This is a genomic window from Nocardia uniformis NBRC 13702 (assembly GCF_001613345.1).
GTDB lineage: Bacteria > Actinomycetota > Actinomycetes > Mycobacteriales > Mycobacteriaceae > Nocardia > Nocardia uniformis.
This window is the reverse complement of record NZ_BDCE01000072.1, coordinates 133,820-147,293: the sequence shown is the minus strand read 5'-3', so window position 1 is coordinate 147,293 and position 13,474 is coordinate 133,820. Positions and strand designations below refer to the sequence as shown.

16 protein-coding genes are annotated in these 13,474 nt (G+C 65.8%); 9 read left to right on the top strand and 7 right to left on the bottom strand.

What is annotated here, in order from left to right:
- Window positions 1–73 precede the first annotated feature (73 nt).
- Complete coding sequence (locus tag NU1_RS27305; protein WP_067525722.1) at window positions 74–688, top strand: TetR/AcrR family transcriptional regulator; 615 nt, start codon at window positions 74–76, stop codon at window positions 686–688.
- 372 nt (window positions 689–1,060) lie between these two features.
- Here the strand turns inward: NU1_RS27305 and NU1_RS27300 are convergent, their stop codons facing one another.
- The 3 genes from NU1_RS27300 to NU1_RS27290 all read right to left on the bottom strand — a co-directional run bounded on the left by NU1_RS27300 (window position 1,061) and on the right by NU1_RS27290 (window position 3,239).
- Window positions 1,061–2,023, bottom strand: coding sequence for an alpha/beta hydrolase (locus tag NU1_RS27300; RefSeq protein WP_157553126.1), 963 nt, complete (start codon window positions 2,021–2,023; stop codon window positions 1,061–1,063).
- A 235-nt stretch (window positions 2,024–2,258) separates the two neighbouring features.
- The gene (locus NU1_RS27295; protein WP_067525720.1) at window positions 2,259–2,543 is read right to left on the bottom strand and encodes a hypothetical protein; all 285 of its coding nucleotides are present in this window, start codon (window positions 2,541–2,543) and stop codon (window positions 2,259–2,261) included.
- 195 nt (window positions 2,544–2,738) lie between these two features.
- Entirely contained in the window at window positions 2,739–3,239 is a 501-nt protein-coding gene (locus tag NU1_RS27290; RefSeq protein ID WP_212762102.1) for a nitroreductase family protein, read from the bottom strand.
- A gap of 267 nt (window positions 3,240–3,506) precedes the next feature.
- On the opposite strand from NU1_RS27290, the gene NU1_RS27285 reads away from it, so the two are divergent.
- On the top strand, window positions 3,507–4,511 hold the full coding sequence (locus NU1_RS27285) for a saccharopine dehydrogenase NADP-binding domain-containing protein (RefSeq protein WP_067525799.1): 1,005 nt from the start codon (window positions 3,507–3,509) through the stop codon (window positions 4,509–4,511).
- Between the two features lie 11 nt (window positions 4,512–4,522).
- Window positions 4,523–5,419 (top strand): NAD(P)H-binding protein, encoded by an 897-nt coding sequence (locus NU1_RS27280; protein WP_067525716.1) that lies wholly within the window; start codon window positions 4,523–4,525, stop codon window positions 5,417–5,419.
- Here the strand turns inward: NU1_RS27280 and NU1_RS27275 are convergent.
- Window positions 5,394–5,639, bottom strand: coding sequence for an alpha/beta hydrolase family protein (locus tag NU1_RS27275; protein WP_174565945.1), 246 nt, complete (start codon window positions 5,637–5,639; stop codon window positions 5,394–5,396). The genes NU1_RS27280 and NU1_RS27275 overlap by 26 nt on opposite strands.
- 32 nt (window positions 5,640–5,671) lie before the next feature.
- Here NU1_RS27275 and NU1_RS27270 point away from each other — a divergent pair, with 32 nt between their 5' ends.
- A complete protein-coding gene (locus NU1_RS27270; protein WP_067525711.1) occupies window positions 5,672–6,394 on the top strand; it encodes a polyamine aminopropyltransferase in 723 nt (240 codons plus the stop codon).
- A 51-nt stretch (window positions 6,395–6,445) separates the two neighbouring features.
- On the opposite strand, the gene NU1_RS27265 is transcribed toward NU1_RS27270, so the two are convergent.
- Window positions 6,446–7,489 (bottom strand): Gfo/Idh/MocA family oxidoreductase, encoded by a 1,044-nt coding sequence (locus tag NU1_RS27265; RefSeq protein WP_067525709.1) that lies wholly within the window; start codon window positions 7,487–7,489, stop codon window positions 6,446–6,448.
- A gap of 288 nt (window positions 7,490–7,777) precedes the next feature.
- Here NU1_RS27265 and NU1_RS41785 point away from each other — a divergent pair, with 288 nt between their 5' ends.
- Both NU1_RS41785 and rplL read left to right on the top strand, forming a co-directional pair.
- On the top strand, window positions 7,778–7,945 hold the full coding sequence (locus NU1_RS41785; protein WP_157553096.1) for a hypothetical protein: 168 nt from the start codon (window positions 7,778–7,780) through the stop codon (window positions 7,943–7,945).
- A gap of 38 nt (window positions 7,946–7,983) precedes the next feature.
- On the top strand, window positions 7,984–8,370 hold the full coding sequence (rplL, locus tag NU1_RS27255; RefSeq protein ID WP_067525705.1) for a 50S ribosomal protein L7/L12: 387 nt from the start codon (window positions 7,984–7,986) through the stop codon (window positions 8,368–8,370).
- A gap of 37 nt (window positions 8,371–8,407) precedes the next feature.
- Here the strand turns inward: rplL and NU1_RS27250 are convergent, their stop codons facing one another.
- Window positions 8,408–8,887 (bottom strand): cation:proton antiporter regulatory subunit, encoded by a 480-nt coding sequence (locus tag NU1_RS27250; protein ID WP_067525703.1) that lies wholly within the window; start codon window positions 8,885–8,887, stop codon window positions 8,408–8,410.
- Window positions 8,888–9,047: 160 nt separating this feature from the next.
- Between NU1_RS27250 and NU1_RS27245 the strand changes: the two genes are divergently transcribed.
- The gene (locus tag NU1_RS27245; protein ID WP_212762101.1) at window positions 9,048–10,157 is read left to right on the top strand and encodes an agmatine deiminase family protein; all 1,110 of its coding nucleotides are present in this window, start codon (window positions 9,048–9,050) and stop codon (window positions 10,155–10,157) included.
- Between the two features lie 22 nt (window positions 10,158–10,179).
- Here the strand turns inward: NU1_RS27245 and NU1_RS27240 are convergent, their stop codons facing one another.
- Window positions 10,180–10,779 (bottom strand): TetR/AcrR family transcriptional regulator, encoded by a 600-nt coding sequence (locus tag NU1_RS27240; protein WP_245720331.1) that lies wholly within the window; start codon window positions 10,777–10,779, stop codon window positions 10,180–10,182.
- 208 nt (window positions 10,780–10,987) lie between these two features.
- Between NU1_RS27240 and NU1_RS27235 the strand changes: the two genes are divergently transcribed.
- On the top strand, window positions 10,988–12,283 hold the full coding sequence (locus NU1_RS27235; protein ID WP_157553123.1) for a lipase family protein: 1,296 nt from the start codon (window positions 10,988–10,990) through the stop codon (window positions 12,281–12,283).
- The gene (locus tag NU1_RS27230; RefSeq protein ID WP_067525694.1) at window positions 12,283–13,458 is read left to right on the top strand and encodes a PucR family transcriptional regulator; all 1,176 of its coding nucleotides are present in this window, start codon (window positions 12,283–12,285) and stop codon (window positions 13,456–13,458) included. The genes NU1_RS27235 and NU1_RS27230 overlap by 1 nt, the downstream gene beginning before the upstream one ends.
- Window positions 13,459–13,474 lie beyond the last annotated feature (16 nt).

The window sequence follows — 13,474 nt, the reverse complement described above, 5'->3', positions numbered from 1 at the left end:
CCTATTGCAATGTTGCGCGCAACATTGGGGGTGAGAATGTTGCAGAAAGGAGCGACCCTGATAGCGTCGAAGAGTGACCACACCGCCTACGACCTCGTCGAATACCCGCGAATCGACCGATTCCGTCGAAGCACGCATTCTCGACGCCGCGCTGGTCCAGTTCGAACAGGTCGGCATCAAGAAGACGACCATCGAGGACATTGCCCGCCGCGCGGGCGTCGACCGCGTGACCGTCTACCGCCGCGTCGGCTCCCGCGACGATGTCGTACAGATTGTCGCCACTCGCGAGGTGCAGCGGGTGCTCGCCGCACTGGCCGAAATCGCGGAGCGCCACAGCACCCTGCCCGACCTGGTCGCCGATCTCTTCGTCACGGTCGTAACCCGCTGGCGCACACACCCGCTCGTCGACCGGATGCTCAGCTTGGAACCCGAACGGCTGCTGCCCCAACTCACCACCGCGGGCGCACCGTCCTTCACCATGGCCGTGGCCACCACGGCAACACTGCTCCAGGGAGCCGTCGACAGTGGGCTACTCCCCGACTCCCCCGGCCTGCTGACCCGCGCCGAAATCGTCTGCCGCTTCGTGCACTCGCTGATCCTGCAACCGGACGGGTCCATCCCCCTCGCCACCACCGCGGAACTCGATACCTTCGCCCGCGACTACCTGGTCCCGATCATCCAGGGCTGAGCGGGGCGAATACTCGCCGACGCGCACCGTCAGCCGCGTCGGGTCAGCACATCGAATACGGCCCGTAACTCGGCGGTGGTCGGGGTAGAAGTCATCGGTCAGTTCGAGGATCTCAGGTGCGGTCTTCACGAGCGGCTACCAATCGTCGAGGCGGGCGCGGAGTCGAACGGTATCGATCGAAATCTGAGCTAGCAGCAGCTGAGGGAATCGAGCGGTATCGACTGAAATATCGGAATGTCCACTCGCCCAAGTAATTCCGCGAGAGGACGACACAGCCGCGTCGGTCGTTTTCGATGATTCGCCGAAAGTTCCGGGCCGGAGACGCCGCGCGCCGGTGCCATAGCGGCACCGGCGCGGTCGGCGTACAGGTCCTCAGCCTTGCAACCCCATGCCCTCGGCGAGCACCGGCCAGGAGTTGTGCAGTGCCTCTTCCCAGTACGGCCAGTAGTGGGTGCCGACCGGGTTGAACTGGTAGGTCGCCGCGATGTTCAGCGAGTCGAGTCGGTTCTTCAGGTTGACCGTGCAGCCATTGACTGCCGCCTCGATCACCACGCCGAGGCCGAGGTTGACCGCGCCTGTGGGGCCGGGGGCGCTGTTCAGGTAGTACTCGACGTCCTCGAGTACCGGGACACCGCTTCCACTGGAGATGTAGAGGAGGGTGCCGCGCAGCTTCTCCGCATTGATGACCGGATCGTTTTCGGCCCACAGCGGACTATCGGCGGGGCCGTACATATTCACGGTGTTCCCACGTGCCCAGGTTTCGACGGCGAGTTTGACGAACTGCTGGCCTATCGGATCGGCGATCTGCGCGCATCCACTGTAGGCGGCGACAGATTTCCACAGACCGGGTTTGGCCTCGGCCAGCTGCAATACCGCGGTGCCGGAGGTCGACAGTCCGGCCAGGGCATTGAGGCCGGTGGATTGCAGGGTCTTATCCAGCAGCGGGGGCAATTCCTCGGTGAAGAAGGTCCGCCACTTGTTCAGCCCGAGCACCGGATCCCGCTGCTGCCAATCGGTGTAATAGCTGCCCCGACCACCGATCGGCTGAATGACATTGACCGGCTTGTCGGCCAGCCAGTCCAACGCCTTGGTCTGCGCCGTCCAGCTCGCACTGCCCTCACCGCCATCGAGGCCATTGAGCATGTAGAGATTCGGAGCGGGGGTGGATTCATCGGCCGGGCGCTGCACATCAACCGCGATTTCGGTATCCATCGCCGCCGAATACACCTTCAGATGCCAGGTGCGTCCATCCTTGTCCACAGAGGTGACGGCCGACGGCTTCGCACCCGCAGACTCCGGAGCGGCCTGCGCATTCGGTCCGATCATCAGGGTCATTCCCACTACCGCGGCAAGCGCGCCGACAGATAATCGCAAGGGTCCAGCCTCCATATTCGACAATTGTTCGAGATATCGGGCCATCGGCCCCCGAGCCGAGCCGCAATCCAACATATACACGCATCCGCGAACTGTGAAGATCAGTGGACGGTCGACCAGGTCGGGAGGGGCGAGCCGTGGCAGCCCCCGCCCGCGCGTATCCGCCCCGGTTTACCGTCCCGTTGCCAGCCGGGCGTCAGTTGTGCGCGCACAGCCATTCGGTGCCGTAGTGGGCGGCGTTGCCGCCGTCGAGGTGCACCCAGTGACCGTCGCCCTCACACGGCGCGCCCTCGACCGGCGCGGGCCCGGGCGGCGGGGTGGCGATAACACCGGGCAGGCCCCGGAACACGCCGTCGGGCAGCGGAATCGAAATACCCGGGACCGGCTGCCACACGTCGGCATTCGCGGTGGCGGTCAGCAACAGTGGCGCCGCGAGGGCGGTGCCCACCGCCGCGGTCAGTATCGCTACACGCTGCTTCATCTGGTCCTCCTGTGGAGACGGCTCGGAAGTGCTCTGGGACAACCCGCATATATGTAGCTGAACAGTAACCGTTAGGGGTTATTGATCAGGATCACATGCGCGCGTCGGCCAGCCTGGGATCCGCATAGCCACCTGCCCCGAGCTAGCCAATCGAGTCGTACCGCAGGCCTCGCGGCATAAGCCCCTTCATGCACATCAACTCCACCGCAACAGTTCGGCCGTGGGCAGGCGGCCGGTGGGGATTGCCGATGGTGTGGGTGTTGCGGCGGGGTAGCCGATGGATACGGCGTGGCGCGGTCGCCATTCGGCGGGGAGGTCGACGAGGGTGGCGGCCTGGGCCACATTGTGGTCGGGGTGGAAGGTCGTCGGGCAGGTTCCCAGGTCGAGTTCCTGGGCGGCCAGGCACACCGATTGGGTTACCCGGCCCATATCGAAAGCGGTGTCCGAGAACGCGTTTTCCACGGATGCCAGCACCAGCACGACCGGTGCCGCTGCCAGGTGCACGGCGTAGGCACCACATCGGCTGAGCGCGGCACGCACGTCCGGATCGGTGACCGCGATGAACCGCCACGGTTGACCATTGCGGGCCGAGCCGGTCCAACGCGCGGCATCGACGATCTGCTCGATCAACGCTCGCGGCACCGGATCGGTTCGGTACCGGCGAACGGCGCGTAGCGCTTTCAGCGATTCGTGCACCGCGGCAATCCTAGGGTGAGGCGTCCAGCCGCGGGCGGTTGGCCGCATGTGCCGGGCTGACATTCATCAGCGACCGCTCGGCGGCGGCGGATCACTCAACGCGCGGTGGTGAGTGTGCGGGGAGCTGAGTTATTGGCGAATAATCGTTGTGGACGAGCATGATTCGCTGCGTGGGCACTGTCCGAACGGCTGCCACCCCGACACCGACTCACCTACTCTGAGGTGACGGACTTCAATTCCTACCCAGCGTCCAAAGGGTTGATCTTCATGACCGTCTTCGCCGTTTACGGGGCCACCGGTCACACCGGTCGGCTGGTCACCGCCGAACTTCGCTCCCGCGGAAAGGATGTCCTGCTGTCCGGCAGGAATCCGGATGCGCTCGCCACTCTCGGCGAGAGCCGGGTCCTGCCCGCCGCCCTCGACGATCCGGCCGCACTGCGCGCCCTCGCCGAAGCCGCCGATGTCGTCATCCACTGCGCGGGTCCCTTCGCCACTACGGGACTCCCGGTCGCCACGGCCGCCGTCGAAGGTGGCTGTCACTACATCGATCACGCCGTCGAGGTGCATCATGTGCGGCGGCTGTTCGATACCTTCCAGGAACGGGCGCAGCGCGCCGGTATCGCCATGCTGCCCAGCGTAAGTTTCTACGGCGGCCTGGGTGATCTGCTCGCGGGTGCGGTCGCGCGCGGTGTTCCCGAGATCGACCGCATTACCGTGGCTTACGCGGTGAGCAACTGGATGATGACCCACGGGGCGGTGGAGACCGCGCGGCTGCTCTTCGCCGATACCGAACGCATCGGATTCGCGGACGGCGAGCAGCAGGTCGGATTCGTGGAGCCGCGCAATGCGGTGTTCGCCTTTCCTCCGCCGGTCGGCCCGCGCACGGTAATAGCCCCGGTGCCGTTCCCGGAAGCGGTAACCATCCCCCGGCACACCAGGACCCGTTCGGTGGAGGCGCAGCTGACCGCCCGCACCTTCGAGGAGGAGCAGGCCTTCACCAGCGAGAACGTCGAGCCGGAAGCGCGCGCCAACAGCGACTTCACCATTGCCACACAGATTTTCGGGGCCCAGGGCGCCGCGTCCGGGCACCTGCGCGGTCGTGATCTGTGGCGGGCCGCCGCCTTGGCCTCGGTCGAGGCCGCGATCCGGCTCACCGAGGGTGCCGCCAAGAGCGGAGTCGCCAGTCCCGCCGAGGCTTTCGACCCGGTGGACTTCCTGACCACTCTCGCCGGTCGTGGCGCGTTCACGCTCGAGCTGCCGAAACAGTCATGAGGGGACAGGACATGAATGATCCGATCCTCGGAAGTTCTCCCGGTCATCCGATTCTCGTCACCGGCGCGGGTGGCGGTAGCCAGGGCGCGACCGGGCGTATGGTCTCCGAAAGTCTGGTGCGCGCGGGGCTTCCGGTGCGGGCGTTCGTGCACCGCGATGATGCGCGCACCGCCGAACTGAAGGATCTCGGCGCTGAGATCGTGGTGGGTGATCTGCGCGAGGTCACCGCCGTGCGACCCGCCGTGCAGGGCGTGCGGCGCGCGTACTTCACCTATCCGGTGACCGCCGGAATGCTCGATGCGGCAGCCGTTTTCGCGACCTCCGCCCATGAGGCGGGCGTGCAGCGAGTGGTCGCGGTATCGCAGCTCGGTTCGGATCCGAACGCGGGAACTCCACATATGCGTCGGCACTGGGTGGCCGAACAGGTTCTCGACCGCGCCGAGGTCGGTGCGGTGCATCTGCGGGCCGCGGTGTTCTTCGATAATCTGCGTGTCGCGATCGGCGATCGCGGTGAGCTGGCGCTGCCGCTCGGTTCCCCCGAGACGGTGCTACCCCTGATCGCGGCGGCGGACGTCGCCGCGGTGGGCGCCGGCGTGCTGCGCGCCGAGGGACCGGTCGATCCGGTGCTTTGGCTCGCGGGTGAGATCATGACCGTTGGGCAGGCGGCCGACGCCTTCGGCGTTCCCTACGTCCCCGTAGATCCGGACGACTACGCGCGCACCGCCATGTCGATCTACCGCGACGAGGTCACCGTCGAACACCTGACCCACCTCTGGACGATGTTCGCCGCCATCGGCTCCGGCCACGAACTCTTCCGTGTCACCGAAACGATCGAGCAGTTCACCGGCCGACCACCACTGACCCTGCGGGACTACACGGGTATCAGACCGGACGCGGATCCCCGGTGAGGGCGGTGGTTTCGACATCGGCGATGAATTGCTCGACGGCGGTGAGGAAGGCGCGCGCCTCTGGCAGGAGCCGATGACCCACCTGGAATACGTGGAACATGCCCGGCCACAGCTGGACTTCGCAGCGACCACCGGTCGCACGTTGCGCCGCACCGACGGCGTCGGCGTCGGCGTCGGCGCTGAGCATTTCGCTAGCGGCAATAAGCGCACGGCGCGCCACCGCTGTTCTCCGGCCGGGCCTAGTGTCAGTGGATGAGCGCACACTTCGAGGAACTCGGCTGGCAGCGGACACCGATGGGCGAGATCAGTCTGCGCCGGCGGTTCGATCCGACGGTGCGTGCCGATATCTATGAGGTGAAGCTCGATGACGAGTACCTCATGTCGAGTCTGTTCACCGTCGCGGAGTGTGAGCTGGCCCGACTGGGGCTGGCGCGGACGCCGGGTGCGGATCTGGATGTCGTTGTCGGCGGGTTGGGTCTGGGCTATACCGCACGAGAAGCCCTGCGCGATACCAGGGTTCGTACGCTCACCGTCATCGAATACACCGATGCGGTCATCGACTGGCACCAGTGCGATCTGCTGCCCGACACCGTGGGTTTGGCCGCCGACAGCCGCGTCGCGCTGGTGTGCGCGGACTTCTTCGCCGCCGCCGCGAGCGCGACCGGATTCGACCCGCAGCGGCCGGGCCGCACCTACGACGCGGTCCTGCTCGATATCGACCACTCGCCACGCCATGTCCTCCATCACCCGCATACGGCCTTCTACACCGCCGACGGATTGCGGGCGTTCGCCGCGCATCTGGCCCCGGGTGGCACGTTCGCACTGTGGTCCGACGACGCGCCCGATGACGAATTCCTCGCGGTCCTCGGTTCCGTCTTCACCGATGTCGAGGCCCAGCAGGTGTTCTTCGACAATCCGCTTATTCGGAGCCGGTCGACCAACACCGTCTATCTCGCGACCCGAGCGCAGGGATAGACCGCGACGGGCTGCTGACGATACCTGGGCGGCAAGGGGCTCAGTCCGCTTCTATACCGAAGGCCCGGAAGCGATCTCGCGTGCTCGTTCCAGTATCTTCAGCGTCTCGACCGCGTCGTTCGGATCGACCGGGACCGGAGCCCCGTCGCGCAGCGTCGCGGCCATCGCCCGATAGAACGCGGGATAATCGCCGGGCGCGCTGGGAATCGGTCGGGTATCGCCATCGGTACCGAACATTCCCCAGCTCTCGGGTTCGACCGTGCCCCAGGACTTTCCGTCACCCGGTCGGCGGCCGGCCCGCAGCGCCGCCTCCTGCGGGTCGAGACCGTAGCTGACATAGCCGTTTTCGGAGCCGAGCACGCGGAACCGCGGACCCAGCTGCGTCGCCACGGCGCTCATCCACAGATGGGAACGGACACCGGTGACGTGGGTGAGTGCGACGAAGGCGTCGTCATCGGCCCGCACGCCGCGACGACGGCCGTCCAACTCGCAGTAGACCTCGCTGACCGGGCCGAACAGGGTGAGCGCCTGGTCGACCAGATGGCTGCCGAGATCGAAGAGAATCCCCGCACCCTCCTCGGCGCTGCCGACCTCACGCCAGCCACCCTTGATTTCCGGCCGCCACCGCTCGAACCGCGATTCGAACCGGCGCACCGAACCCAGCCCACCGTCCGCCATCAAGGCCGCGATGGTGCGAAAATCACTGTCCCACCGCCGGTTCTGGAACACCGACAGTGCCAGCCCGGCCCGGTCCGCCGCGGCCACCACCTGCTCGGCCGCGGCCGAGGTCACCGCGAACGGCTTGTCCACCACCACCGGCAGCCCGGCCGCCAAGGCCCGTAGCGCCAAATCCGCATGGGTGCGATTGGGCGTCGCGATCACCACCAGATCGATCCCCGTCGGGTCGGTGAACAGCGCATCGGCCGATGCCACCACCCGCACCCCGGGATGCTCCCGCCGCGCCTGCTCGGCCCGATCGGCGGACGAGGTCACCACCACCGCCACCCGCATACCCGGTTCCGCGGCAATCAACGGTGCATGGAATACCGCCCCGGCCAACCCGTACCCCACGACCGCCACCCGGAGTTCCCGCACCTCGAGCCCCTTTCCACCGCCACCCGATACCTCCAGCCACCGTAGCCGCCCGGCACTGCCCGAATACCGCTCCCGCGCCGAACGTCGAGGTCAGGCGGGGATATCAATCGACGGGTATCGGCCGATATCTCGAAATCGCGTGACCACGGGCGGCGAGAGCCGAAAACAATGGCGGCGGTAACGATCCGACGACATCGCGATGTGCAATTGGGTATAGGGGCGCTGATCGACGGCGGAACGGGGAACTCCCCCCGCACGAGCTTTTCGCGGGAGCCCGAGGAGGACGACATGAAGAAACTGGTCTGCGTCGATTGCTGGCGGCGTGACAACCTCACCTTCAAACAACGGCTGGATCCGGCATATGTCACCCCCGGTCCGGCACATCGGTGCGCACTGCATGGTGCGATCCGGGACGAGCTGCGCAAAGGGCCCGAAAGCACACCGCAAGCCGCGTAGCCTGGAGTCATCCCAGTCGTGTGCGTAGGGGGATGACTATGGCCAAGATGAGCATCGACGAACTGCTCGATGTATTCAAAGGTATGACTCTGCTGGAGCTTTCGGACTTCCTGAAAGCTTTCGAGGATCAGTTCGGCGTGACTGCCGCAGCACCCGTCGCGGCACCGCTCTCATCGGACGCGCCCCCCGCGGCAGCCGCGGTCGAGGAGAAGACCGAATTCGATCTGATTCTGGAGTCGTTCGGCGACAAGAAGATTCAGGTCATCAAGGCCATGCGGGAGGTACTTCCCGGCTTGGGCCTGAAGGAGGCGAAGGATCTCGTCGAATCGGCACCGACGCGGGTGCTGGAACAGGTGAGCCCCGGTACCGCCGATTCCGCCAAAATCAAGTTGGAGGCCGCTGGCGCGCGCGTCACGCTGCAGTGACTGTCGCCGATCGCTTCGTTTCGCAGCATAATTCGGCTCAACCGTGCAGGAGAATTCTGGCCGCGGCCGCGAGTCCGTTCTCGGTGCCGACAACAACCAACACATCACCCGCGGTCATGGTGAAGTCCGGCCCCGGGGCCGGAATCGCCTGACCCGCACGCATTACCGCGACAATGGAAGCCGTGGTCCGCGTGCGCATCTGAGTATCCCCCAGCGGCCGACCGTCATATGTCGAACCGGCCGTGATCGACAGCTGCCGCGTGCTCACAGCACCCACTTCAGGCTGTTCGGCCAGCCGACTCACCAGCTGCGGAGCCCCCAGCAGATTCGCCAGAACGGCCGCTTCCTGCGCCGAGAGGGAAATCTGCTCGGTCACATCCGGATGCCTGGGCCTGCTCACAATCAGGTCGATGGTGCCGTCGCGATGATCGATCACCCCGATCCGACGGCGCGCACGGTCCAGCGGGAAATCCTTGCGCACACCGATGCCGGGTAGCGGGGTCACCTCAACGTTCACACCCCTAGGTAGCCCTCTCGGGCCCACCGCAAACCCAGGTCACAAAGCTGCGTGACGACCCGGTACCGCGGCGAGATATATCGTGCTGCTATGGTAGTTCCTGACTGATATTTCAGTCAGAAGGTCCTACCAATGGAGCACCACGATGTGGGAGAACGCCATGTCCCGTAGAACCGCCCTGAGCGCCATCGCCGGGGCCGGCATGCTCGCAGCCGGTCTCTCGGCATGCGGCTCAGCCAGCGAATCCCGCGGCTCGAGCATCGGTCGTCGCCTCGGAGCCGAATGGGAGAGCCACGCGCGCACCTTCATGCAGTGGCCAGCGCATGCGAGCTGGGGCGAGTACCTCGGCGAGGTGCGCGAGGATATCGCCGGACTGGCGCAGGCGATCGCGGAGTACGAACCAGTTGTCATGTTGGCGATGACCGACCAGGTGACGGCGGCCCAGCGCGCGTGCGGCGACGGCGTCGAGGTGGTCCCGCTGGCGGTGGAGGATCTGTGGGCCCGCGACATGATCCCGACGTTCATCGAGCAGTCCGGCGAAATCGTCGGCGTCGATCTGAACTTCAATGGCTGGGGAAATAAGCAGTCGCACGAGATCGACAGCGCGATCGCCCGCAATCTGCTGTCACGGTACGGGATTTCGCGCCTATCGGCACCGCTGGTCACCGAGGGCGGCGCGTTGGAAACCGACGGCGAGGGCACCTTGTTGGTCACCGAGAGCTCGATCGTGAACGACAATCGCAATCCCGGGAAGAGCCGCGATCAGCTCGCGGCCGACCTGTCGCAGACCCTCGGCGTGGAGCAGGTCATCTGGGTGGAAGGTGTTCGCGGCGAGGACATTACCGATGCCCACATCGATTGTCTCGCCCGCTTTGTCGCACCGGGCGTAGTCTTGCTCGACACGCCCTTCCCCGGCACTCCGGCCGACAGCTGGTCGCGCTCATCCGACCAGGCCCGGCCGGTCCTCGCCGAAGCCACCGACGCCCGTGGCCGCCGACTGACCGTTATCGACCTCCCACAGCCCGATCCGAGCCGCTTCACCGATATGGGCGATGACTTCGTCTCGAGCTACGCGAACTTCTATATCGCCAATGGCGCGGTATTCCTGCCCGAATTCGGCGACCGCCGGGCCGATGATCAAGCGAAAGGGATTCTGGGCGAGCATTTCCCGGACCGGGATATCGTCGCGGTGCCGATCGATGTCATTGCCTCCGGCGGCGGCGGCATCCACTGCTCGACCCACGATCAGCCGGGGCGACCGACCGCCTGAGTCGGGCTCGGACGAACCCGCGCTACACCGGGCGTAACTTCTCGCCGAGTTCGGCGGCAATCGCCTGGTGTAGCAGTTCGCGGGCGTACTCCAGGGTGATCGAACCGCTCAACCAGCGCTGGCTCAGTCCCTCGACCAGCGCGGTCAGCCGTTCCGCGATCGCCAGCGGCGGGGCGGTCGCGGAATCCGGCGCGGTGCGCCGCACCAGTTCCGCGATGCTGTCGACCCAGTACCGGGTCGACGCACCCAGCTGTTCGCGCAGCTCGGGCTCGAAGACGGCGCTGGCCCGCAATTCGCCCCAGGCGGTGCTGTTTTCCCGCACCGTCGGATCATCCTGGAGTTCGAGCAGCAGTGCCTGCTCCAGTTCCGCGCGTGGCGATCCGGGGGCGGGCGCGTCGTCGAAGGTATAGCGCTCGGCGCGGTCACTGATGAACTCCAGGGTCCGGCGCAACAGCCCGGCACGGTCCTTGAAGTGGTAATAGATGAGGGCGGTCGACACCCCGGCCTCGGCCGCCAGCTCCTCCACCCGCAGGCCCCGAACGCCTCGCCGCGCGATGACTTTCGTCGCTGCTCGCAGGATCAAGGTCTGCCGGTCGGCCACATTGACCAAAGTATCAGTCAAGACCCATCGAGTCGGCAGAGCCCCGAGAACTCATTTGTGCACGTGCACAAAAGCCCCTATCCATACTCGGCGCTTCGTCGATTGCGCACGGCTTTCGTGTGGTGTGAGCTGAATCCCACCGGACGAATCACAGTCGACCGCGTGCGAACAATGGAGTTTGGAGGGGTCGATGAGCAGGTCTGGGCTACGGCGGCTGGTGGTTTTCACCATGTCGGCATGCTTGGTGGCGGGTGCTATGGGGGTGGTTTCGGCGGAGCCCGGGTTCCCACCGACATTTCCGCCGGATCAGAATCAATTGCCGCAATTGCCGTCGGAGCCGTGGCTCTACGACATGTTGCCGATTCCCACACCCGATGAGGACCCGTGGTACAGCGATCCGCCGAATATCGCGGATTTCGCGCCCGGACAGGTGGTGCGGGAACGCGAGGTGCAGACCCGGCTGCTGGGAATTCCGTTCCCCGTGTACACCAAACAGCTGCTGTACCGGACCAACGATGTACACGACAATCCGATCGTCACCGCGACATCGGTGATCGTGCCCGGAATTCCGTGGTCGGGCAGCGCGCGGCCGGTGGTGTCGTTCCAGGAGGCCATCGACTCCACCAGTTCGGCCTGCAACCCCTCGTACACCTTGCAGGTCGGCACGTTGAAAGAGGCCACGCTGGTCAGTGGTTGGCTCGCACAGGGTTTCGCGATCAACGTGCCCGACTTCGATGGGAAGTTCAATACCTTCAACACCTATGACGAAGGCAAGATGGTTCTCGACAGCCTCCGGGCGATGAAGAACGATGCGTCATTGGGTCTCACCGATTCCGGTATCGCGCTCTACGGATACTCCGGCGGCGGTTCCGGTTCCCTGCGCGCGGCCGAATTGCGGCAGTCGTATGCGCCGGATGTTCGAATTCTGGGAACGGCTATCGGCGGGACGCCCGGCGACCTGGTGGCGCAGGCGCAATATGCGACGCGGGCCCAGCCCGGACTGACCGGAATCAGCAACTTCACCATGTGGCTGGGATTCGCGAGCCTTTCCCGGGAATATCCGGAGGCATTCAATGCTGCGGAATTGCTGACCCCCGAGGGCCAGCAGCTCGTCGCGGACTTCCAGAGCCGCTGCTACGCAACCATTGCGGCCACGGGCATGTACCGGCCGATCAGCGAATACTTCCAGCCCGGCAAATCGCTCGAGTCGTCACCCGCAGTCATGAAGGTCCTCCAGGACAACAGCCTCGGCAGATACATTCCCGATTCCCCGGTGCTGTGGTGGCACGGCGTATGGGATGAGCTGATTCCGCCATCGGTGGTGCTGCCGACCGTGCAGTCCTACTGGGATCGCGGCGCGGATCTGCGGTTCTATACGAGCCCCATCCCCGAGCACATCACGAATGCCGTGACCGGCTGGCCGCCCGCGGTCGCCTGGATCAGCGCACTGCTGCGTGGCCTGCCGGCCGGGCCGAAGTTCAAGGCCGACTTCCAGTTGCTACCGGAGGGATTCCCGGGTCGCTGATGGGCACCGACATCGCGGCGCGCGCGGCCGTATTCGAGCGGCTACGGCAGCGCGCTACCGCCCTGGTCGGCGAATTCAGTGCCGACGCACCGCCCTATGACGCCATCCCGCATTCGATGCTGGACGCGGATTTCGTGGTGAGCGCCAAACTCAATATCGCGCTGTTCTTCCGCTATCTGGTCGAGGGATTCGAACCGACCTCCGAGGACACCCAGCCGCTGGTGGACCGGGTGGTGAACCTGGTCCACGACGGAATGCCCCTGACCGAATCCCTCACCAACTATCGGGTCGGCAGCGGCTTCTTCTGGTCGGAGTTGATGCGGCTGCTCGATCCCGGTGAGTACCCGGTCATTCCGGAGTTGGGTCTGCGGCTGACGGAGTACCTGAGTCTGATCATGTCCCGCATTGCCAACGCCCTCGTCGAGGACGCCCGCCAGCCGCGCTGGGATTTGCTCGAACGGCAGCGCGAAATCGCCGACGCCCTGCTGACCGGGCGCGATCCCAGCGGCTGGGCACACGATCCCGAGGTGCCGATCGCCGATGCCTTCCTCATCGCGGTCGTGCGGCTCGGGGAACCGACGCCCGGCACCCTGACCGGTCTGCGCAGCCGGATCGCCGATCTGCCCGGCACGCTGCTGCATCGTGACAGTGGCGGATGGACGGCATTGGTACCCATGCCGGAACCCGACGGTGATCCGGTGGGCGCGCTGGCCGCTCGGCTGGCCATCCGCGACACCGGTCCGCATCCGCAGTTCTGGATCGGGGTCGCGCCCGCACCGACGCATACCGATGTTCCCGCCGCCTATGCCGAGGCGCGCGCGGTCGCCGAGGTGGCGCGCTGCCTCCACCAACCCGCGGTCGTCTGCCGTCAACAGGACATGATGTTCGAGTACGCCATCGCGACGGCGGGCCCGGCCCGGCGCACATTGGCCGCGCTGCTCGCACCGCTCGACGACCAACCCGTGCTGGCGCAGACCCTGGATGCGTTCATCGACAATCAGTTCAACCACAATGCGGTCGCGCGGGCGCTGTTCATCCACCGCAATACGGTCACCTATCGACTGGCTCGAATCTCCGAGATGACGGGGTACGACCCGCTGCATCCCACCGGCATATCCACTCTGATGGCCGCGCGCACCGCCCGGCGCCTGGAGTCGAAGTCACTCCGCCTCTGAGGTTTTCGCGAACTCG

Bases quoted from the DNA above. Each gene is read 5' to 3' on its own strand.
- NU1_RS27300 (WP_157553126.1), bottom strand. From the start codon at position 2,023: ATGACCCTGATGATCGGACCGAATGCGCAGGCCGCTCCGGAGTCTGCG.
- NU1_RS27295 (WP_067525720.1), bottom strand. From the start codon at position 2,543: ATGAAGCAGCGTGTAGCGATACTGACCGCGGCGGTGGGCACCGCCCTC.
- NU1_RS27285 (WP_067525799.1), top strand. From the start codon at position 3,507: ATGACCGTCTTCGCCGTTTACGGGGCCACCGGTCACACCGGTCGGCTG.
- NU1_RS27280 (WP_067525716.1), top strand. From the start codon at position 4,523: ATGAATGATCCGATCCTCGGAAGTTCTCCCGGTCATCCGATTCTCGTC.
- NU1_RS27270 (WP_067525711.1), top strand. From the start codon at position 5,672: ATGAGCGCACACTTCGAGGAACTCGGCTGGCAGCGGACACCGATGGGC.
- NU1_RS41785 (WP_157553096.1), top strand. From the start codon at position 7,778: ATGAAGAAACTGGTCTGCGTCGATTGCTGGCGGCGTGACAACCTCACC.
- rplL (WP_067525705.1), top strand. From the start codon at position 7,984: ATGGCCAAGATGAGCATCGACGAACTGCTCGATGTATTCAAAGGTATG.
- NU1_RS27245 (WP_212762101.1), top strand. From the start codon at position 9,048: ATGTCCCGTAGAACCGCCCTGAGCGCCATCGCCGGGGCCGGCATGCTC.
- NU1_RS27235 (WP_157553123.1), top strand. From the start codon at position 10,988: ATGTCGGCATGCTTGGTGGCGGGTGCTATGGGGGTGGTTTCGGCGGAG.
- NU1_RS27230 (WP_067525694.1), top strand. From the start codon at position 12,283: ATGGGCACCGACATCGCGGCGCGCGCGGCCGTATTCGAGCGGCTACGG.